General features: G+C 26.5%; 17 protein-coding genes. 13 read left to right on the top strand and 4 right to left on the bottom strand.

The window, feature by feature from the left end:
• Positions 1-5: 5 nt before the first annotated feature.
• The 4 genes from cobA (at position 6) to BUA70_RS06440 (ending at position 4,809) form a co-directional block, all read left to right on the top strand.
• The gene (gene cobA, locus BUA70_RS06455; RefSeq protein WP_072895108.1) at positions 6-1,481 is read left to right on the top strand and encodes a uroporphyrinogen-III C-methyltransferase; all 1,476 of its coding nucleotides are present in this window, start codon (positions 6-8) and stop codon (positions 1,479-1,481) included.
• Entirely contained in the window at positions 1,474-2,445 is a 972-nt protein-coding gene (gene hemB, locus BUA70_RS06450) for a porphobilinogen synthase (protein WP_072895106.1), read from the top strand. The genes cobA and hemB overlap by 8 nt, the downstream gene beginning before the upstream one ends.
• On the top strand, positions 2,445-3,716 hold the full coding sequence (hemL, locus tag BUA70_RS06445) for a glutamate-1-semialdehyde 2,1-aminomutase (protein ID WP_072895103.1): 1,272 nt from the start codon (positions 2,445-2,447) through the stop codon (positions 3,714-3,716). The genes hemB and hemL overlap by 1 nt, the downstream gene beginning before the upstream one ends.
• 220 nt (positions 3,717-3,936) lie before the next feature.
• Positions 3,937-4,809, top strand: coding sequence for an MBL fold metallo-hydrolase (locus BUA70_RS06440; RefSeq protein ID WP_072895098.1), 873 nt, complete (start codon positions 3,937-3,939; stop codon positions 4,807-4,809).
• A gap of 40 nt (positions 4,810-4,849) precedes the next feature.
• Here BUA70_RS06440 and BUA70_RS06435 read toward each other — a convergent pair whose 3' ends face one another.
• The gene (locus BUA70_RS06435) at positions 4,850-5,404 is read right to left on the bottom strand and encodes a helix-turn-helix domain-containing protein (RefSeq protein WP_072895095.1); all 555 of its coding nucleotides are present in this window, start codon (positions 5,402-5,404) and stop codon (positions 4,850-4,852) included.
• A 166-nt stretch (positions 5,405-5,570) separates the two neighbouring features.
• Between BUA70_RS06435 and alr the strand changes: the two genes are divergently transcribed.
• From alr to BUA70_RS06415, 4 genes are all read left to right on the top strand, one after another.
• Positions 5,571-6,725, top strand: a complete 1,155-nt coding sequence (gene alr, locus BUA70_RS06430; protein ID WP_072895092.1) for an alanine racemase — start codon at positions 5,571-5,573, stop codon at positions 6,723-6,725.
• Positions 6,726-6,947: 222 nt separating this feature from the next.
• A complete protein-coding gene (gene hcp / locus BUA70_RS06425) occupies positions 6,948-8,597 on the top strand; it encodes a hydroxylamine reductase (RefSeq protein ID WP_072895089.1) in 1,650 nt (549 codons plus the stop codon).
• A gap of 397 nt (positions 8,598-8,994) precedes the next feature.
• Positions 8,995-10,512 carry a glutamate/gamma-aminobutyrate family transporter YjeM gene (gene yjeM / locus BUA70_RS06420; protein WP_072895086.1) on the top strand — a complete coding sequence of 506 codons (1,518 nt, stop codon included), beginning with the start codon at positions 8,995-8,997 and terminating at the stop codon, positions 10,510-10,512.
• A gap of 235 nt (positions 10,513-10,747) precedes the next feature.
• On the top strand, positions 10,748-11,290 hold the full coding sequence (locus BUA70_RS06415) for a DUF3867 domain-containing protein (protein WP_072895083.1): 543 nt from the start codon (positions 10,748-10,750) through the stop codon (positions 11,288-11,290).
• Positions 11,291-11,477: 187 nt separating this feature from the next.
• Here the strand turns inward: BUA70_RS06415 and BUA70_RS06410 are convergent, their stop codons facing one another.
• Positions 11,478-11,978: a cupin domain-containing protein gene (locus tag BUA70_RS06410; RefSeq protein ID WP_072895081.1), complete on the bottom strand. Its 501-nt coding sequence runs from the start codon at positions 11,976-11,978 to the stop codon at positions 11,478-11,480.
• Between the two features lie 129 nt (positions 11,979-12,107).
• Between BUA70_RS06410 and BUA70_RS06405 the strand changes: the two genes are divergently transcribed.
• Positions 12,108-12,977 (top strand): tRNA 2-thiocytidine biosynthesis TtcA family protein, encoded by an 870-nt coding sequence (locus tag BUA70_RS06405; RefSeq protein ID WP_072895078.1) that lies wholly within the window; start codon positions 12,108-12,110, stop codon positions 12,975-12,977.
• A 156-nt stretch (positions 12,978-13,133) separates the two neighbouring features.
• Here BUA70_RS06405 and BUA70_RS06400 read toward each other — a convergent pair whose 3' ends face one another.
• On the bottom strand, positions 13,134-14,489 hold the full coding sequence (locus BUA70_RS06400) for a YjiH family protein (RefSeq protein ID WP_072895076.1): 1,356 nt from the start codon (positions 14,487-14,489) through the stop codon (positions 13,134-13,136).
• A gap of 187 nt (positions 14,490-14,676) precedes the next feature.
• Here BUA70_RS06400 and BUA70_RS06395 point away from each other — a divergent pair, with 187 nt between their 5' ends.
• Entirely contained in the window at positions 14,677-16,257 is a 1,581-nt protein-coding gene (locus BUA70_RS06395; protein ID WP_072895073.1) for a ClC family H(+)/Cl(-) exchange transporter, read from the top strand.
• 298 nt (positions 16,258-16,555) lie between these two features.
• Here BUA70_RS06395 and BUA70_RS06390 read toward each other — a convergent pair whose 3' ends face one another.
• Complete coding sequence (locus BUA70_RS06390; RefSeq protein WP_072895070.1) at positions 16,556-17,815, bottom strand: CapA family protein; 1,260 nt, start codon at positions 17,813-17,815, stop codon at positions 16,556-16,558.
• A 227-nt stretch (positions 17,816-18,042) separates the two neighbouring features.
• On the opposite strand from BUA70_RS06390, the gene BUA70_RS06385 reads away from it, so the two are divergent.
• From BUA70_RS06385 to add, 3 genes are all read left to right on the top strand, one after another.
• A complete protein-coding gene (locus BUA70_RS06385) occupies positions 18,043-19,041 on the top strand; it encodes a LacI family DNA-binding transcriptional regulator (protein WP_072895067.1) in 999 nt (332 codons plus the stop codon).
• Positions 19,042-19,063: 22 nt separating this feature from the next.
• Positions 19,064-19,252, top strand: a complete 189-nt coding sequence (locus BUA70_RS06380; protein WP_072895063.1) for a hypothetical protein — start codon at positions 19,064-19,066, stop codon at positions 19,250-19,252.
• A 335-nt stretch (positions 19,253-19,587) separates the two neighbouring features.
• Positions 19,588-20,604, top strand: coding sequence for an adenosine deaminase (gene add, locus BUA70_RS06375; RefSeq protein ID WP_072895060.1), 1,017 nt, complete (start codon positions 19,588-19,590; stop codon positions 20,602-20,604).
• The last annotated feature ends 50 nt before the right edge of the window (positions 20,605-20,654 follow it).

Raw genomic sequence — 20,654 nt, 5'->3', positions numbered from 1 at the left:
TATCTATGGGTAAAGTTTATTTAATAGGAGCAGGTCCAGGAGATGAAGATTTAATAACATTAAAAGCAGTAAAGGCACTTAAAAAATGTACTGCTGTTATGTATGATAGACTTGCAGGAAGTGGAATTTTAAATTATCTAAATGAAGATTGTGAAATTTATTATTGTGGTAAAGAACCTGGATGTCATTATAAAAGTCAAGATGAAATAAATAATATGCTAGTAGAATTAGCTAAAAAAGGGCATACTGTTGGAAGAATAAAAGGTGGAGACCCCTATGTTTTTGGAAGGGGGGGAGAAGAAGCTCTAACTCTTTTAGATGAAAATATAGAATTTGAAGTTATACCTGGAGTTACATCTGCAATTTCTGTTTTAAATTATGGAGGAATACCTATAACTCATAGAGGCTTATCTCAAGGATTTCATGTAATGACAGGTAAAAGTGCAAAGGAACTTAATCATAGATGGGATGCTTTAGCTAAGTTACCGGAAACATTAGTATTTTTAATGGGTTTTAAAAGTTTACCTATGATAGTTAAGAATTTAATAGCTAATGGAAAAAGTAAAAATACTCCTTGTGGAGTTATAATGAGAGGAACTACAGCTCTTCAAAAGAAAGCAATAGGTACACTAGAAACTATAGAAGAGAAAGTTAGAGAAGTTGGCATATCTTCACCTTGTATAATTATAGTAGGTGATGTAGTTACATTAAATGATAAATTAAATTGGTATGAAAGAAAACCTCTTTTTGGTATTAACTTATGTATTACAAGAGGTAAAGAACAAAGCTCTATTTTAAAAGAGGATTTAAAAGAATTAGGAGCTGAAGTTAGAGAAATAAATTCAATAAAAATAGAACCTACAAAGGAAAATTTAAAAACTTATATAGATTCATTAAAAGAATATGACTATATTGTATTAACATCTGTTAATGGAGTTAATATATTCTTTGATTATTTAATGGAAAATAATTATGATATAAGAAATATAAAGGGAAAATTTGCATCAGTAGGAAAGGCTACATCTAAAGCACTAAGAAGTAGGGGTATAGTTCCAAGCTATGAAGCAAAAGAATTTGTAGGAGAGGGACTTTTAAAAGTTTTAGAACCTGCAATAAATAAAGAAGATAAAATTTTAATACCATGTTCTTCAGCTTCAAGGGATTTATTAAAATCTAAGTTAGAAGAAAAAGGTGCAACTGTACATAAGGTTTCTATTTATGATACAGTATTAGGTGAAGGCGGAGATTTAAGCCAGTTTGAAAGAATAAATGGAGTTATTTTTACGAGTCCATCAACAGTAAAAAATATGGTGAAGCTTTTAGGAAAAGATGCTTTTTTAAATAAGAAGAATATAGCCATTGGACCTGTTACTTTAAAAGAACTGCAAGCTAATGGAATAGATGCTGTGGTTTGCAAAGAACATAGTATTGATGGTTTAATAGATAAAGTTAAAGAATTATGGGGTGATAATAATGCTTAAAAGAAGCAGAAGATTAAGAGTAAGTGAAGGGATTAGAGATTTAGTTAGAGAAACAACTCTTTCTTTAAATGATCTTATATATCCTCTTTTTGTTGTGGAAGGTACTGGAATAAAAAAAGAAATTTCTTCTTTAGAGAGAAACTATCATTATTCAATAGATAGATTACCAGAAATAATAGAAGAAATAACTAAACTAGGAATAAAATCAGTTATTTTATTTGGTATACCAGATAAAAAGGATGCTTGTGGAAGTGAAGCTTTTAATGATAATGGAATAGTTCAAAAAGCTATAAGAAAAATAAAAGAATTAAATGAAAATTTAGTGGTTATAACAGATGTTTGTATGTGCGAATATACAGACCATGGACATTGTGGAATATTACATGGCCATTATGTAGATAATGATGAGACTTTAAAATTCTTATCTAAAATAGCTGTATCTCATGCTAAAGCAGGAGCAGATATGATAGCACCTTCAGATATGATGGATGGAAGAGTAAGAGCTATAAGAGATGCTTTAGATGAGAATGGATTTAAGGAAGTATCTATAATGGCATATAGTGCAAAATATGCTTCAGCTTTTTATGGCCCATTTAGAGAAGCTGCAAATTCAGCTCCAAGCTTTGGAAATAGAAAGCAATATCAAATGGATCCAGCTAACGGAAATGAAGGATTAAGAGAAATTGCTCAGGATTTAGAAGAGGGAGCAGACATAGTTATGGTAAAGCCAGCTCTTTCTTATTTAGATGTAGTTAAGGCTGCAAAGGAAAGATTTAATGCCCCAATGGCAGTTTATAATGTAAGTGGTGAGTATGCTATGGTAAAAGCGGCAGGTAAAATGGGATTAATAGATGAAAAAGCTATTACAATGGAAATGCTTTTATCAATGAAAAGAGCAGGAGCAGACCTTATAATAACTTACTTTGCTTTAGATGTAGCAAGATGGTTAAAGGAGGAAGAATAATGTTAAATAGTGAAGTTTTTAAAGAGTCTTCAAAATTTATGCCTGGTGGAGTAAATAGCCCAGTTAGAGCATATAAAGGGTTAGATATAGATCCTCCAATTATAAAAGAAGGAAAAGGCGCTTACATATATGATGTAGAAGGAAATAAGTACTTAGATTTTGTTTGTGCTTGGGGTCCTATGATTTTAGGACATTGCAATAAAGAAACAGTAGAGGCTATAAAAAATGAAGCAGAAAAAGCTTTAGCTTTTGGAGCTCCTACTTATGAAGAGTTAGAACTTGCAAAATATATATGCGAGACAGTAGATATAGATATGATAAGAATGGTTAACTCAGGTACAGAAGCTACAATGAGTGCTGTAAGACTTGCAAGAGGTTATACAGGAAAAGATAAAATAGTAAAAATGATAGGATGCTATCATGGACATTATGATGGATTTTTAGTTGCAGCAGGCTCAGGAGTTTTAACTACTGGAATACCTGGGTCTAAAGGAGTTCCAGAAGATCACATTAAAAATACATTGCTTGCAAAATATAATGATATAGAAAATATAAGAGAATTATTTAAAGCTGAAGGAGAAAATATTGCGGCAGTAATTCTTGAACCTATAGCAGGAAATATGGGAGTTATAAAAGCAAATAAAGAATGGCTTAAAGAAATAAGAACTCTTTGCGACAAGTATGGAGCTGTACTTATTTTTGATGAAGTTATGTGTGGATTTAGAGTTAGCTATAAAGGTGCAAGAGGCTTATATGATGTAGAGCCTGATTTAGTTACTTATGCAAAGATAATAGGTGGAGGACTTCCTTGCGGTGCTTATGGTGGAAAAAAAGAAATAATGGAAAGATTAGCACCTATAGGAGATGTATATCAAGCAGGAACTATGAGCGGAAATCCTTTAGTAGTAGCTGCTGGTCTTGCAACTCTTACAAAGCTTAATAATAATAAAGATATATATGAAAAACTAGAATTTTTAGGTAAAAAATTAGAAGATGGAGTAAATAAGATAAAAGAAGAAAGAGATTTCCCAATAGTAGTTAATAGATGTGGTTCTATGATTACAGTATTCTTTACAGACAAAAAAGAAATTAACACTTATGAAGATGTAATGAGCTGTAATGTGGATAACTTTAATAAATACTTTAAGCATATGTTAAAAAAGGGAATACATTTACCACCATCACAATTTGAAACTATGTTCTTAAGTGCATCTCATAATGAAGAAGATATAGATAAATATTTAGATGCTTTAAAAGAATTAGAATTATAAAATAAAAAATAAGATATCTATAGTAATTTATACTATATATATCTTATTTTTTTTACTTTAGAAAAGTATAGAATAATACTTTTATTTAAATGTTTACAAAAGCTAATAAAGATTTTAAAATTAATATAAAATGCTAAGAGGTTTAATAGTATAAAATAGATTTTATTTAGTATTAGTATTTAAAAAAATTTATTTAGTAATAAAGGAGTAGAAAAAATATATGCTTAAAAAGTTAACTGATAGAGTATACTATATGGATTATGTAGAAAAAGGTGATAGACCAGTACTAGGATTAGTATGTGGAGATAATTATAGCGTGGTAATAGATAGTGGGAACTCTTATAATCATACAATGGAATTTTTAAAAGAAGTTGAAAGACTTAAATTACCTAAAATAAAATATTTATTGATTACTCACTGGCATTGGGATCATGTTTTTGGAATTTCAACAATGAAAAAAATAACAGGATGTACAGTTATAGCAAATAATCTAACTAATGAAAAAATAAAGTGGATGAAAACCTTAAAATGGGATGATAATTCAATTGATGAAAGAGTAAAAAATGGGGAAGAGATTGAATTTTGCAGTGAGAATATAAAGTTAGAAATGCCTAAGGAAAGAGAAAACATAAAATTAGAAAGCGCAGATATAGTTTTTGATAAAAAGATTAACATAGACTTAGGAGAAAGTAATTGTATAGTTGAGCTTATAGGAGGAGATCATTCTAAGGATTCTTCAATAGTATATATACCAGAAGAAAAAGTATTGTTTTTAGGAGATAGTCTTTATCTAGATATGTATCATGGGGAATGGAGTTATAGTAGGGAAAAATTATATCCTATGATGGAAAAAATAAATAAATACAAAAGTAATTATTACATACCTTCTCATCACAATATGTATAGTAATAAGGAAATAAAAGAGTTTTTTAATTATTTAAAAACTGTAGGAGATATAGTAGAAGAAAGTATAGATATAAATATATGTAAAGATTCATTTTTTAATAAATTAGGAAGAGAACCTAAGGAAGAAGAGATTAATGATATGAATTCTTTTGTATTGGGAAATATAAAAAATAAAAAAAGAGTATAATAAATAAAAGTCTCTGCACCTAAAAATGATGCAGAGACTTTTATTTATTATAAATTATTATATTTTGAAAAATTACTTTTTGGGAAGAAAGATTTTTATAGCTATGAGGTATATCACCTTTGAATTTTATGGAAGAGCCTTTTTCCATATTAAATATATTATTATTAAGAGTAAGGTTAAGAGTACCCTCTGTTACTATTATATATTCTTCCACTCCTTCATTATGAGCAGTGGAAAAATGGTTGCATTTAGGTTCAAGCTCTATTGTAAAAATTTCAAAGCCCTTATTTATATCAAAAGGAAAAATAGGATATAGTTTCATACGTCCATCATCTTCTTCAAGAGGAGAAATAGAGTCTTGAGATATTATATTAAATTTTTCCTCCGAATCTTCTACAAAAGAGGAAAAGGATAATTTTAAACCTGTAGAAATTTTCCATAAGGTAGAAATGGTAGGATTAGAATCTCCTCGTTCTATTTGACCAAGCATTGCTTTACTTACTTTTGTAAGTTTTGAGGTTTCATCTAAACTAAGACCTCTTTTGGTTCTAATTTTTTTTAAGTTTTTACCTACTATAGGTGATATATCATTCATATTTTATAGCTCCTTAATTGATTTATATAATTATTTTACATAAATTATTTTTTTAAAACAATGATTTTTAAGTTGTAAAAAATATAATCTATATGTATAATATACGTTATAACATACAAAAATACAATATAATATATTGAATATTTGAAGGAGATGAAATTTTTATATGGACTTATACCACCCCCTTTGGGCAGAAATTAATTTAGATAATTTAAAATATAATATACAGCAAATTAAAAGAAGTTGTGAAGGCAGTGAAATAATAGGTATTGTAAAGGCTAATGGATATGGTCATGGAGCAGTAGAAATAACCAATCAATTGATAAAATATGGGGTGAAAACTGTAGCTGTAGCTAATTTAATGGAAGCAATAGAACTTAGAAAAAATAATATAGATATCGATGTAATGGTACTTGGATCTTTAGAAAATAAAGCTATAAATAAGATAATAGAGTACAATATATCACCTTCTATAGTTACTTATGACTTTGCTGAAAAGTTAAATGAGAAGGCATTATCTATTGGTAAAACTATAAAAGCACATATTGGTATAGATACAGGAATGGGAAGAATAGGTTTTAGGATTAGCGATAAAAGCATAGAAGAAATAAAAAACATTTTAAATATGAAAGGCTTAGAAATAGTAAGTTTATTCTCTCATTTTTCTGATGCAGATGGAGTAGATAAAGACTATGTAGAAAAGCAACTAAAAGAATTTAATCTTTTTAAAGAAAGAATTTTAGAAGGAACTAATAAAAAATTAAAACTTAATATTGCTAATAGTGCTGCTATAACAGATGTACCAGAGTCTTATTATGATTATGTAAGACCTGGAATTATTCAATATGGATATTATCCTTCTAATTATGTAAAAAGAGATATAAATTTAAAGCCAGTTTTAACTTGGAAATGTAAAATACTTTATTTAAAAACTGTAGAACCTAATGAATATATAGGTTATGGAAGAACCTATAAAACCAATAAAAAAACAGTAATAGCAACTATTCCAGTAGGATATGCAGATGGATACTTTAGAGAGTTATCTGGAAAAGGTTATATGATTGTAAATGGAAAATTAGCACCAGTAATAGGTAGAGTATGTATGGATCAGTGCATGATAGATGTTACAGCCATTAAAGATGTTAAAGTTGGACAAGAAGTTATAATTTTAGGAGAAGATAGTAAGTGTAAATTCAATGCTGATGATATGGCAAAAATTTTAGGAACTATCAATTATGAATGTTTATGCGCTATTGGAAGGAGAACTGCTAGAGTGTATATTGAAAATAATAAAATTACAAATATAAAAGAATTTATATAGAATTTATTAATTATAACAATAAAATACATATATATAAAAGTACTTAATTTTTTATATTAGGTACTTTTTTATATCTAAAATATAAATAACTATAAATAATTATGAGCTGTAACTATGGTTACGGAACTTTTAGTATTATCTCTATATAATAAAGTTTGTAAGAAAGATTAAAAAAGAAAATAATTTTTAAAATATAAATTTAATTTATATGGAGGTATTAGAATGGAAAATAAAATGTTTTGTTTCCAATGTCAAGAAACTGCAGGATGTAAAGGCTGCACTGTAAGAGGAGTTTGTGGTAAAAGTTCAGAACTTTCTAATATGCAGGACTTACTTATATATGTAACAAGAGGATTAAGTGAAGTTACTACTAGAGGTAGAGAAGAAGGACTAAAAATATCAGATGAAATAGATCATTTAATAACTATAAATTTATTTACAACAATAACAAATGCAAACTTTGATGAGAAAGTTTTTCCTATAAGAATAAAAGAAACAATAAAATTAAAAAATGATATTTTAAATAAACTTGATAAAAGAGATGGATTAAGTAAAGCTGCTTTATGGAGTCCTTCTAATGATTATGAAATTAAGGCTAAATCAGAAGAAAAAGAGGTTGGAGTTTTAAGAACAGATAATGAAGATATTAGAAGTTTAAGAGAGCTAATTACATATGGATTAAAAGGACTAGCAGCTTATATGAAACATGCTAATGCCTTAGGATATGATTCAGAAGAAATAAATAAATTTATGCAAGAATCATTAGCAAAATTAAATGATGATTCAATGACAGTTGATGAATTAGTAGCTCTAACTTTAGAAACAGGTAAATTTGGTGTAGATGGGATGGCTCTCCTTGATAAAGCTAATACAGAAACTTATGGAAATCCAGAAGTAACTAAGGTTAATATAGGAGTTAGAAATAATCCTGGTATATTAATATCTGGACATGATTTGAAAGATTTAGCTCAATTATTAGAGCAAACAGAGGGAACAGGGGTAGATGTTTATACTCACTCAGAAATGCTTCCAGCTCATTACTATCCAGCATTTAAAAAGTATAAGCACTTTGCAGGAAACTATGGAAATGCTTGGTGGAAACAAGTTGAAGAATTTAAATCATTTAATGGCCCAATTTTAATGACAACAAACTGTATAGTACCACCTAGAGATAATTCATATATTGATAGAATGTATACTACAGGAGCAGCAGGTTTTACTGGATGTGTTCATATAGAAGCAGATGAAAATGAAAAGAAAGATTTCTCTCAAATAATAGAACAAGCTAAAAATTGTGCAGCACCAATTGAAATAGAAAAAGGAGAAATAATAGGTGGATTTGCTCACAATCAAGTGTTTGCTTTAGCAGATAAAGTAGTAGAAGCTGTAAAATGTGGAGCTATAAAAAAATTTTTTGTAATGGCTGGCTGCGATGGAAGAATGAAATCAAGAGAATATTATACTGAATTTGCAAAAGCTCTTCCAAAAGATACTGTTATTTTAACAGCAGGATGTGCAAAATATAAATATAATAAACTTAACTTAGGAGATATTAATGGAATTCCAAGAGTTTTAGATGCAGGACAATGTAATGATTCTTATTCTTTAGCATTAATAGCATTAAAACTTAAAGAAGTTTTTGAATTAGATGATATAAATAAATTACCAATAGCATTTAATATAGCTTGGTATGAACAAAAAGCAGTAATAGTATTATTATCACTATTATACTTAGGAGTTAAAAATATTCACTTAGGACCAACTTTACCAGCATTTTTATCACCAAATGTTACTAATGTTTTAGTACAAAACTTTGGTATTGGTGGAATAACAAATGTAGAAGATGATATAAAAATGTTTTTAGGTGAATAATTCTAATTGTAAAATAAAAAATATAAATATATAAGTTTTGTATATGAAGAGAATATTCTTAAGAGTATTCTCTTTTTTTAAGATAAATAAAAGAATTTTATTATTTAATAATATATGATATATCAAATTTTTACTTAATAAGTTTTTGTAAATTTTATATTAAATCTATAGTTTCAATTAAATTTCTGTAGTAAGCTATATTGTATGACTTTAATAAGATAAAGCGAGAAATATTATATAAGAATTTATTCCTTCATAAAGATTAATATAAAAGGAAAATAATATTAATATAATCAATTGAATGATACTGATGAAAAATTGAATTATTGTAAAAAGGAATATAAAAAATTATAATTAAGTGTATTATTTTAAAATTTAATATAGAAGGCGGGAGATTATGACTAAAGATAAAAAAAATAAAAAGATAACTCTAATACCACTAATACTTATGATGTTTACTTCAGTATTTGGTTTTGCAAACATGCCAAGATCTTTCTATCTTATGGGATATAGTTCAATTCCATGGTACATAATATCAGCGGTAGCTTTTTGTATTCCACTAGCTTTTATGATTGCAGAATATGGTGCTGCTTTTAAAAATGAAAAAGGCGGTATGTATTCATGGATGGAAAAGTCAGTAAATTCTAAATATGCATTTATAGGAACTTTTATGTGGTATGCATCTTTTATAATTTGGATGATTAATATTTCATCAACTATATGGATACCATTATCTAATGCTATATTTGGTAAAGATGTTACTTCATCTTGGAGTATTTTTGGATTAAATTCAACACAAACCTTAGGTCTTTTAGCAATGGTTTGGGTTGTTTTTGTTACTGTTATTTCTACAAAAGGATTAGATAAGATAAAAAAGATAACATCTCTAGGTGGAATAGCTGTAACTTTATTAAATGTTGTTTTATTAATAGGTGCAATCTTTGTTTTAATTTTAAATCATGGAGAATTAGCAGAACCTATTAAATCAGTATGTGCTTTCTTTAAATCACCTAATCCAGATTATACTAGCTTTATTTCTACACTTTCATTTTTAGTATTTGCTATATTTGCTTTTGGTGGAATAGAACTTATTGGTAGTGTAGTTGATGAAACTGAAAATCCAGAAGTGGTTTTCCCTAAAGCTATAACTATAGGAGCGATAACAATTTCAGTAGGATATGCTATTGGTATATTTTTATGTGGTATTTTTACAAGTTGGGGATCTATTTTGTCAAGTAAAGATGTTAATATGGCTAATGTTGCCTATGTAGTTATGCAAAACTTAGGATATTCTATTGGAAATAGCTTAGGTTTACAAGAATCTATTAGCATATTAATTGGTGCATGGGTAGCTAGATTTGTAGGGATTTCTATGTTTTTAGCTTTAACAGGAGCATTTTTTAATGCAACATTCATGCCTTTAAAGCAATTAATAGAGGGTACTCCTTATGACTTATGGCCAGGAAAATTAGGGGAAGTAAGAGATGGAATGCCTAAATTTGCTATGAAGATACAATGTATTATAGTTGTAATAATGATTTTTTTAGTATCTTTTGGAGGAGAAGGAGCATCACAATTTTTTGCTAAATTGGTTCTTATGACTAATGTTGCAATGACTTTACCTATAGCATTCTTAGCTGGAGCATTTATATCTTTTAAGAAAAAGAAAAATATTGAAAGACCTTTTGAGATATATAAAGGCAATTTTTCTTATAAAATAGCCACTTTTGTGGTAACAGGAACTGTTTGTTTTGCTAATTTCTTCACTATAATAGAACCTATTACTAAAGGCAAATATAGTGATAGTATATGGATGATTGTTGGACCAATTTTCTTCACTATTATAGCATTAGTAATTTTAAAAATTTATAGTAAGAAAAATAAGTTAAAAGACATAGAAGAAGACGTAGCGTAAATATAGAAACATTTTTATATTTATTTAATAATTATATAGATTTTATGATTGTATAATGACTGCTGACATTTTGTCAGCAGTTTTTTATAAATAGTATAGATAAAAGTATTAAATAAGATAACTTTTTAATACTTTTATTAAATAAATGATAAAATAGTATTTATTATATTTATATAAGATAATTTAAAGTATATAATAATGTTAATAGTTAAGAGAATTTTTAGTGGAGGTAACTATGGATAGAATAATAGATTTTAATGAACTAAAAAATAATAAAGATGTAGATAAATTTGAATCATATATTTATGAGCTTTATTATTCAGTAGCTCAAGGAACTATGAGCATGGCAGATTTAACAAAAAATATATTTAAATATATGGAGGAAAATAATATTTCTCAGGAAAAATTTGTTGAAATACAAAAAAAGTTAATGGAGAGATATGGATTTGATCCTTCAACTTTAGAAAGTCAATTTAAAGCATTTAGTTCTAACACTAATATATCTAAGGACTATGAAATTGTAAGAAAATCAATGAGTTTTCATGAAAAATACAAAAATAAAATAAAGGTAAAATCTGTTTCTACTTATGTTATAAAAAATGAAAATAATGATGTAGAAATAATACTAGATGAGGAAAATGTAAACATAAAAAGCTTTAAAAAAATTGATTTAAGGGATAATGAGCTTAATGAATTTTTATGTTCATATAAAAAGGTTATGGAAGATAAGCAGCTTAAAATATCTCTTTGTGAAAATGTATTAGATTATATTTATTAATAATAAAATATTTAATTAAATTGATAATTTTTATTACAATAAGTTAAGAGGTGTATTAAAATGGGTTTTATAATCATTTTAAATAACACCTCTTTTTGTGCAGTAATATTGTATGTTTGATTCAATGCCTGTTTTTCCTAAGAAATAAGATTATCTATACTTTCAAATATTTTATTTAGAATATGTTTTATTCTAAAGTTAATTTTTTTATTATATCTTTATATTTTGGATATTTATTTATAAGATAATCCCTTTTAAATAATTCAAAATCTTTAAAATCAAATCCAGGAGATACCATGCAACCTACTAAAGAAAAGCCTTTATTGTTCATTGCAGAACCAAAAATATATCCCTTTGGAACTAAAACTTGAGGAACTTCTCCATTATGTATATTTAAGCCTAATTCTTTAGTTATAAGTTTACCCTCTTCTGAAATCATATAAATTGTTAGGGAAGAACCGCAGTGGAAATACCAAAGCTCATCAGATTTTAAGCGATGAAAATTAGAAACTTCTCCATCTCTTAATAGAAAATAAATACTAGTCCAAAGTTTTCTATCGGAATTAAATCTATTTTGAAAAGTATTTTTAGGCAAAATATCTTCACTAACAAAAGACTCTTTAAAATATCCACCTTCAGGATGTGCTATCATTTCTAAATTTTTTATAAAGTATTCTGCATTATACATAAAAAAACTCCTTTCTTAAAATAAAATACATTTTATATTTTAACAGTTTTCTAAGACAAAAGATAATAAAGATGATATAATAACTTAGTTATAATAAATTTAAAGAGTTAACATATATGAGGTGATAAAATGAGTGAAATTGCAGGAAATGGTTGTGATGTATTAGTACCATTTAATGAGAGAAAGCCTTTAGAGGATATAGAAAGAAGTATAAGAAAAACTTATAAAAAACATATATGGTCCAAATTCGTAAGAGCTATAAAAGATTATAAGCTTATAGAAGAAGGAGATAAGGTTGCAGTAGCTATATCAGGAGGAAAGGATAGCATGCTTATGGCGAAGCTATTTCAAGAACTTCAAAGACATGGACAAATGAATTTTCAACTAGAATTTATAGTAATGGATCCTGGATATCATCCTCAAATTAAGGAGCTTTTAATTGATAATTGTGATTATTTAAATATACCTATACAAATTTTTGAGTCTGGAATTTTTGATGTAGTAGATAAGATTGCTAAGGATTATCCGTGTTATATGTGTGCTAGAATGAGAAGAGGAGCATTATATAGTAAAGCTAAGGAGCTTGGTTGTAATAAATTAGCCTTAGGACATCATTATAATGATGTAATAGAAACTACAATGCTTAATGTTTTATATTCTGGAAACTTTAAAACAATGATGCCAAAATTAAAGGCAGATAATTTTGAAGGAATAGAGCTTATAAGACCAATGTATTACATAGAAGAAATGTATATTAAAAGATTTACTCAAAATGCAGGAATTTGGCCTTTAAACTGTGCATGTATGGTTGCAGCTAAAAAAATAGGTAATAAAAGATATGAAATAAAAGATATGATTGAAAACCTTAAAAAAGGTTTCCCTAATGTGGAAAAATCTATATTTAAGGCAGCTCAAAATGTTAATATGAATTCTATATTAGGATGGGAAAAGGATGGAGAAAAGTATTCCTTTTTAGATGTTTATGATGAAGAAGAATAATTAACTTAAAATATATTTTATATAATTATAAAAATAAAAAAAGATAAATTTTACAGAATGATGTAAGATTTATCTCTTTTTTATATATAGTTTTTTAAAGTCTTATTTTTTAATACCTTAAATCTTTTAGGTCATATAATATTCATATTTTAATTACTAAAATAGTATATAAGCTATTAATGTTATTATTGGAAGTGTGATTAAAGTTCTTTCTATAAATATTATAAACAGATTTTTAAAATTCACTGGAATTTTAGATCCTAATAACATTCCACCAACTTCAGACATGTATATAAGTTGAGTAACTGATATACATGCTATTATAAATCTAGTCATTTCACTTTGAATTGTAGTTGCAAGAACAGATGGCAAAAACATATCAGCAAATCCAATTATTAATGTTTGAGATGCTTGATTAGCTTCAGGAATTCCTAATAATTTTAATAATGGTATAAAAGGCATACCAAGTATTTGGAAAAACTGAGTATGCTCAGCTACTATTAAAGTTATTGTACCCATTGCCATAACTACAGGGATTACTCCAATCCACATATCTAAAACATTTTTAAGTCCAGAAGAAAAGAATTTTTTTATATCTGTATTAGAAGAAGCTTTAGTAACTGCTTGTTCTAATCCCCATGAAAAAGTAGTATGACCTTCTGGTATCTTTTCACTTTGTTTATTTTCTAAGTTATTAAAATAAGTATCCGGTATATTTTTTAAAGGTGGTATTCTAGGTACAATTATAGCTGCCACTATTCCACATAAAGTTACTGTTAAATAAAAAGGAACAAACATATGGCTTAAATTAACTTGAGAAATTACAACTAAGCAAAATGTAATTGATACTGCTGAAAAACTAGTTCCTATAATTGCAGCTTCTCTTTTAGAATAAAATCCTTCTTCATATTGTTTGCTAGTTAATAATACTCCTATAGTACCATCCCCAAGCCAAGATGTTATACAATCTATTGATGAACGTCCTGGTAATTTAAAAATAGGACGCATAAATTTTGTAAGTAATGCACCGGTAAATTCTAACAATCCAAAATCTAAGATTAATGGAAGAAGTATTCCGGCAAATAAAAATACTGAAAATAAAACTGGCAATAAATCACTAAGTAAAAGACCTCCAGTATTACTCTCCCATATAAAAGAAGGTCCGATTTTGAAATAAGTTGATACTATTAATACAGCACCAACAATTCTTGATATAAACCATAAAGGTGTTACATTAAATAAATTATTTAAATAATTATTATTTATTATAAATTTTGGTTTAAATATTTTAGTTATTATAGAAACTATTGCAGATACTAAAACTAATATCATCAAAATAAAGGAGATTATATTAGTAAGACCTGATAAAATTCCTCTTGAAAATATTGCAATTGGTATAGTAAACTCTCCATTATATTTTATAGGTGTCATAAATAAAAATACTCCTAATAGAGAGGGGATTATAAACATTAATAAATTATTATTAATAGAATTACTTTTTTTGATTTCCATAATTATCTCCTTTGAAATATTATTCAATATAGTTTATATATTATCATAATTATGCATTATAGTAAAGAAAAATGAATAATTATACATAAATATATTTATTAATAAATATTTAATTTTCATTTGTTTGATAAACAATTTGTAAAGTAATATAATAAAATGGGTGAAAATGTGAAGGAGGAAGAATTAAATGGAAGACAATATTAACAGTGATACTTCTCAGATTTTCCACTTATGGCATAAGTTTAAGCTGAGATTATTATTAGAAGGAATTTTAGTAGGAATCTTTTCAGGTCTTTTTGTAGTTCTTTATAGAGTTATATTAGGAAGAGCAGAACAATTTACTACTACAATTTATAGTTTTTTGGCTGTTAACAAGATATATATTCCTTTAGGACTTATAGTCTTAATTATAGTAGGATATTTTGTAGGATTTTTAGTGGAAAAAGAACCTATGATAAGTGGTAGTGGAATACCTCAAGTTGAGGGTATACTGGCAGGATATTTTGATGTATCTCCAATAAAAGTTATGTTTAATAAGTTCGTAGGAGGAGTTTTAGCTATAGGTTCAGGATTATCTCTAGGAAGGGAAGGTCCATCTATTCAACTAGGTGCAAGTTGTGGGCAGTTGGTAGCTAAAATGTTTAAGAGAGTTAAATTAGAAGAAAAGTTTTTAATGACTAGTGGTGCTAGTGCTGGTTTAGCTGCAGCCTTTAATGCTCCTTTTGCAGGTGTTATGTTTGCATTGGAAGAAGTTCATAAAAATTTTTCACCTTTAGTTTTATTGTCAGCAATGTCAGCATCTGTTACTGCAGACTATGTAGCTAAACAGTTTTTTGGATTAAAGCCTTTATTTGATATAGGGGGATATGATTCAATTCCATTAAAATATTATTTATTATTAATTGGATTAGGAATATTTATAGGAATTGGAGGAGCAATTTATAATAGTACACTTTTAAAAACACAGGATTTATATAAAAAGATAAAGACATCAACAAGAATAAAAATGATAATACCTTTTATTTTTGCTATGCTTTTTGGATTATTACTTCCACAAGTTTTAGGTGGCGGACATGAAATAATAGAATCTTTAATAAAAGGGCAAGTAATTTTAAAAATGGCTATAATATTATTATTAGGAAAATTTGTTTTTTCGATGATAAGCTTTTGTTCTGGCTCACCAGGAGGAATATTATTTCCATTATTAGTATTAGGTGCATTGGTGGGAGCTATTTTTGGAAATATTTCAATATTATTATTTAATGTACCAAGCCATTATATAAGTAACTTTGTAATTTTAGCTATGGCTGGAATGTTTACTGCTATAGTTAGAGCTCCAATTACCGGAATAATATTGATATGTGAGATGAGTGGTTCATTTACTCATTTATTATCATCTACTGCGGTATGCGCAACAGCTTATTTAGTAGCAGACTTATTAAAAAGTAGTCCTATTTATGAATCACTACTTGATAGATTAATAAGAAAAGAAAAAAGAGGATTAGAAGAGGAAACTAAAACAGATAAAATACTTGTTGAATGTATAGTTCATCATGGTTCAGCTATAGAAGAAGCTATATTAAAAGATATACCTTTTCCTAATAATACATTAATAGTATCTATAAAAAGAGGAGAAAATGAGATAATTCCTAAAGGAGATACAAAGGTTATAGCAGGAGATTTTCTTATCTGTTTAGTTAATCATAGAGAGGAAGCCTCAGTTAGAAAGAAACTATCCTTGTTATGTGAGGAAGTTAAAATGAAATAGTAAATAGAAGTTAAATAAGTAATATTTTGTATTTTTATATTAATAATTTAAAAGTTATTATAAAGTAAGAGCTAGAAAATATTAAATTAATTAATTTAATATTTATATAGCTCTTTTTATATTAGAAGTTTGTAAAAATTAGATATTTAATATATAGGCGAAAAATTAAATAAATGATTTACCTAAAAGTTAATTAAGTATTAACTATATATTTATATTTTTTTAGTTAAAAGCTTTCTATAATATAGAAGAATATAAGCGTAATAAAAGAAGTTCTAATGTAAAAATCAAATCAATTCTAGTTTATTTGTGCTATAGTAAACTTAGAAGAATAAGATTCAATTAAATTTTTTGTATTCTCATTAGAATTTTTTGCTCTTTCTAAAGCATCTTCAGATAAATTAAAATTATTATTTTTTATAATATTTTCATTTAAGGGTATAATTGAATAATTAAAAGTTCCATTAGTTTTTTTAGTTCTATTTACCCAAGTTGGGATATAATCTACTTTTTTTAACTGAATATCCTTAGTTTTTAAATTTTTTGTTATATTTAAGTTTACTATTATTCCATCTTCTGTAGAAGGTTTTTTTAAGGTTTCATATCTTTGATTGGATATAAAATTCCCCATAGAATAAATTACAAAGGTTTCTTTTCCAGTAACTTCAGATGATATAAATTCCATTGGTTGAATAGTATGAGGATTTGAGCCTAATATTACATCTACCCCTATATCGCTTAATCCTTTAGCTAATTTTTTTTGATAATTATTAGGATAATTAATATATTCATCTCCCCAGTGAAGGGAAAATATTATAAATTCTGCTCCAGCTTTTTTTAAATCTTCTACTCTTTTACTCATAACATATAAAGTATCTTCAATTCTATTAGGATTAAAGCTATCCATTAAAACTAAACTTTCATCGGGAATAGGAGTAGAATTTAAAGTTTTTGATCCATTTTTATAAGGCGTTTCAAAAACATAATTTGCAAAGCCAATTTTTATTCCCTTAATATCTTTAACTATATAAGAAACATCATCAGAATCAGATTTTATACCTACAATATCTAACCCTTTTTCCTTTGCTATATCTACTGTTCTTTTCAATCCAGAAGTTCCTTTATCTAAAATATGATTATTTGCAGCAGTTACCATATCAAAACCACTATACTTTAAGGCATCAAGGATTTCATCAGGAGTATTAAAGGAAGGATAACCGGAAAATTTTCTTTTTTCACCTCCTAAAGTTCCTTCTAAATTTGCAATAGAGTAGTCTGAATTAGATAGATAATCAGAAACATGAGAAAAATATTCTGTAAAATCATAGCTTTTAGATTGAGGTATATATTGAGATTTTAGTTGATCATCATGAACTATGATATCTCCTACTGCACTAATTTTTATATCTATATAATTAGAATTTTTTGCGAAAATTTTATTTTTAAATATAGATAAACTAGAATTAGATGAACTATTAAACAAAATATTTGAAGAAAATACTAAAATTAGTAAAGAAACAAAAAAACTACAAATATAAACTAAAATTTTATTTTTCATAGTATCCTCCTAGGTAATTTGATTTATAATTATAAGAATATTACTGAAAAAACGTATAAAAGTAAAAGTTAATTACAATTATTACCTATATAATACATTAAATGGAAAATATTTTCAATGTTAAGATATATAAATAGTAATAAGGTTTGATAAAATATATAATTACTGATAAAATTATAGTAAATAATTGTGAAATTTAAGTAAAAAAATAGATAGGAGAGTTTTCTATGGCAACTATAAAGGATATTGCTGAAAAAGCTAGTGTTTCTATTGCTACTGTTTCAAGGGTATTAAATTATGATGAGTCTTTAAATGTAGCTGATGAAACAAAAAAAAGAATATTTGAAGCAGCGGAAGAATTAAATTATGTAACAATAAAAGAGAGAAAAGGAAGAAAAAATACACATACAATAGGAATTATACATTGGTATTCAGATAAAGAAGAGATTATAGATCCTTACTACCTATCAATAAGAATGGCAATAGATAGATGTTGTAGTAAAAATTTAATTAAATTTTTAAAAATAGATGATATGGAAAACTTTAATGAAAATCTAGATGGAATAATTGCAATAGGAAAGTTTGGAGATGGAGAAATATCTAAAATAAGAAAATTATCTAAGAATATAGTTTTTGTTGATTCATCACCAGATGAAAATTTGTATGATTCTGTAGTAATAGATTTTAGAAAGGCTGTTAATGAAGTTATGGAATATTTAACTTCACTTGGACATACAAAAATAGCTTATATTGGTGGAGAGGAATTTGTTGATAAAGGAAAAAAACAGGTTTTAGATTATAGACAACAAACTTATATAGAGTTTATGGAGAAAAGAAATCTTTCATTTAAAGACTTTATAAAGCTTGGAAAGTTTACTCCAGCTAGTGGATATGAACTTATGAAAAAATTCTTACAAAATAAAAATAGACCAACAGCTTATTTTATAGCTAATGATTCTATGGCAATAGGAGCATATAAAGCTATAAGTGAAGCAGGATTAAAAATTCCAAATGATATAAGTATTATAGGATTTAATGATATATCTACAGCTCAATTCATAATACCTCCATTAACAACTGTTAAGGTATATACAGAATTTATGGGAGAAACTGCAGTTGATTTAATCATTGAAAGGATAAAAAAGGATAGAGAAATATCTAAAAAAGTAATAATTCCAACAAAACTTATAAAGAGAGATAGTGTAGAAAAATGCTTAACTAAATAATAATTAAGAAAGGTATTATTTTATGGAAATAAAGATTTTTATTAAAGGAAAAAAGGAGCCTTTGATTTATAAGGGAGATAGAATTGATATTTTAGATTTTGAAATGAATGGAACAAAGTATAAACAAATAAGATACTTTAGAAAAGGATTTAGCAAAAGTGAACTTATAGATTCAAAACTTATAAATAAAATTGTAGAAGATAAAAAATAATAAAAACATAAATAGCACATACTAAATTAAGAAAAACAATTAGGAGGTGTGCTATTATGGCAAAAAATAACCAACAATCTTCATGGAATAGCAAAAGATTTAAGTCACCAAAGAAAAATGACGTAGAGCCAGTACCTGAAATATCTAATCAACATAAACATAATAAACAAAAATAAGCCTATTATAATTTTATTATTATAAAATAAAAGCCTACAGGATTTTTACTTGAAATTTTGTAGGCTTATTTTTATGCATTATTATTTATAAATATTCTAGTTGTTTAAAGGAGTTAAGGGTGGTATAATGACAAACATAATATTATGGGGGTGTAATAATTGGATTATAGAAAAATAATAAAAAATATGCCAAAAGTTCAACTACATTGTCACATAGATGGCTCTGTTAGACCATCTACTTTATTAGAACTTTCAAAGAAAAGGGGGATAAAACTTCCAACAGAAGATCTTAAAGAACTAAAAAAATATGTTGCTGTAGAAGATAAGTGTAGTTCATTAAAAGATTATTTGAAAAAGTTTTCATATCCATTGTCAGTAATGCAGGATAAGGAAAATATATATAGAATAACTTTAGAGTTAATAGAAGATTGTTCTAAAGAAAATATAAAATACATAGAACTTAGATTCGCACCATATTTACATTTGGAAGAAGGACTATCTATTAAAGATGTATTAGAAGCGGTAATAGATGCTAAAAATGAAGGAGAGAAAAGGTTTGGAGTTAAATCTAATATAATTTGTTCTTTTATGAGACATGAAACTAATGAAAAAAACTTCAATCAATTAAAAGAAGTAGCGAAATTTATAAATAAAGGTGTTGTTGCAGTAGATTTAGCAGGTAATGAAGCTGATTTTCCACCAAAATTATTTAAAGAATTATTTAAGGAAGCTAAAAAATTAGGATTTCATGTAACAATTCATGCAGGAGAAACAGGAAATGAAAAAAATATTATAGATTCTATAAATCTTTTAGGTGCTGAAAGAATTGGCCATGGAGTAAGCGCTTACAAAGATAGCTCTGTTGAAGAATTTTTAATAAAAAACAATATACCTTTAGAGATATGTATGACTAGCAATTACAATACAGAAATTGTAGATAAAATTAAAAATCATCCTGTTAGAAGATTTTTCGATAAGGGATTAAATGTTACATTAAATACAGATAATAACACAGTTTCTAATGTAGATTTAACAGAAGAATATATTAAATTATATGAAGAATTAAATTTTTCATTAGATGAAATAAAACAGATAAATATAAATACAGTTAATAGTAGTTTCTGCGATGATAAAACAAAAAGTTCTATTATAAATAGTATAAAAGAAATAAAATAAATATATTTTTATATTAAAAGACTTCATAACATATAATTTTAAAATTATAT

The organism is Clostridium fallax (assembly GCF_900129365.1).
GTDB classification, from domain to species: domain Bacteria; phylum Bacillota; class Clostridia; order Clostridiales; family Clostridiaceae; genus Clostridium_AH; species Clostridium_AH fallax.
This window is presented reverse-complemented; position numbering and strand designations above follow the sequence as displayed.

Excerpts from the sequence above, each read along its gene's own strand:
- cobA (WP_072895108.1), top strand. The coding sequence starts at position 6 with ATGGGTAAAGTTTATTTAATAGGAGCAGGTCCAGGAGATGAAGATTTA.
- hemB (WP_072895106.1), top strand. The coding sequence starts at position 1,474 with ATGCTTAAAAGAAGCAGAAGATTAAGAGTAAGTGAAGGGATTAGAGAT.
- hemL (WP_072895103.1), top strand. The coding sequence starts at position 2,445 with ATGTTAAATAGTGAAGTTTTTAAAGAGTCTTCAAAATTTATGCCTGGT.
- BUA70_RS06440 (WP_072895098.1), top strand. The coding sequence starts at position 3,937 with ATGCTTAAAAAGTTAACTGATAGAGTATACTATATGGATTATGTAGAA.
- BUA70_RS06435 (WP_072895095.1), bottom strand. The coding sequence starts at position 5,404 with ATGAATGATATATCACCTATAGTAGGTAAAAACTTAAAAAAAATTAGA.
- alr (WP_072895092.1), top strand. The coding sequence starts at position 5,571 with ATGGACTTATACCACCCCCTTTGGGCAGAAATTAATTTAGATAATTTA.
- hcp (WP_072895089.1), top strand. The coding sequence starts at position 6,948 with ATGGAAAATAAAATGTTTTGTTTCCAATGTCAAGAAACTGCAGGATGT.
- yjeM (WP_072895086.1), top strand. The coding sequence starts at position 8,995 with ATGACTAAAGATAAAAAAAATAAAAAGATAACTCTAATACCACTAATA.
- BUA70_RS06415 (WP_072895083.1), top strand. The coding sequence starts at position 10,748 with ATGGATAGAATAATAGATTTTAATGAACTAAAAAATAATAAAGATGTA.
- BUA70_RS06410 (WP_072895081.1), bottom strand. The coding sequence starts at position 11,978 with ATGTATAATGCAGAATACTTTATAAAAAATTTAGAAATGATAGCACAT.
- BUA70_RS06405 (WP_072895078.1), top strand. The coding sequence starts at position 12,108 with ATGAGTGAAATTGCAGGAAATGGTTGTGATGTATTAGTACCATTTAAT.
- BUA70_RS06400 (WP_072895076.1), bottom strand. The coding sequence starts at position 14,489 with ATGGAAATCAAAAAAAGTAATTCTATTAATAATAATTTATTAATGTTT.
- BUA70_RS06395 (WP_072895073.1), top strand. The coding sequence starts at position 14,677 with ATGGAAGACAATATTAACAGTGATACTTCTCAGATTTTCCACTTATGG.
- BUA70_RS06390 (WP_072895070.1), bottom strand. The coding sequence starts at position 17,815 with ATGAAAAATAAAATTTTAGTTTATATTTGTAGTTTTTTTGTTTCTTTA.
- BUA70_RS06385 (WP_072895067.1), top strand. The coding sequence starts at position 18,043 with ATGGCAACTATAAAGGATATTGCTGAAAAAGCTAGTGTTTCTATTGCT.
- BUA70_RS06380 (WP_072895063.1), top strand. The coding sequence starts at position 19,064 with ATGGAAATAAAGATTTTTATTAAAGGAAAAAAGGAGCCTTTGATTTAT.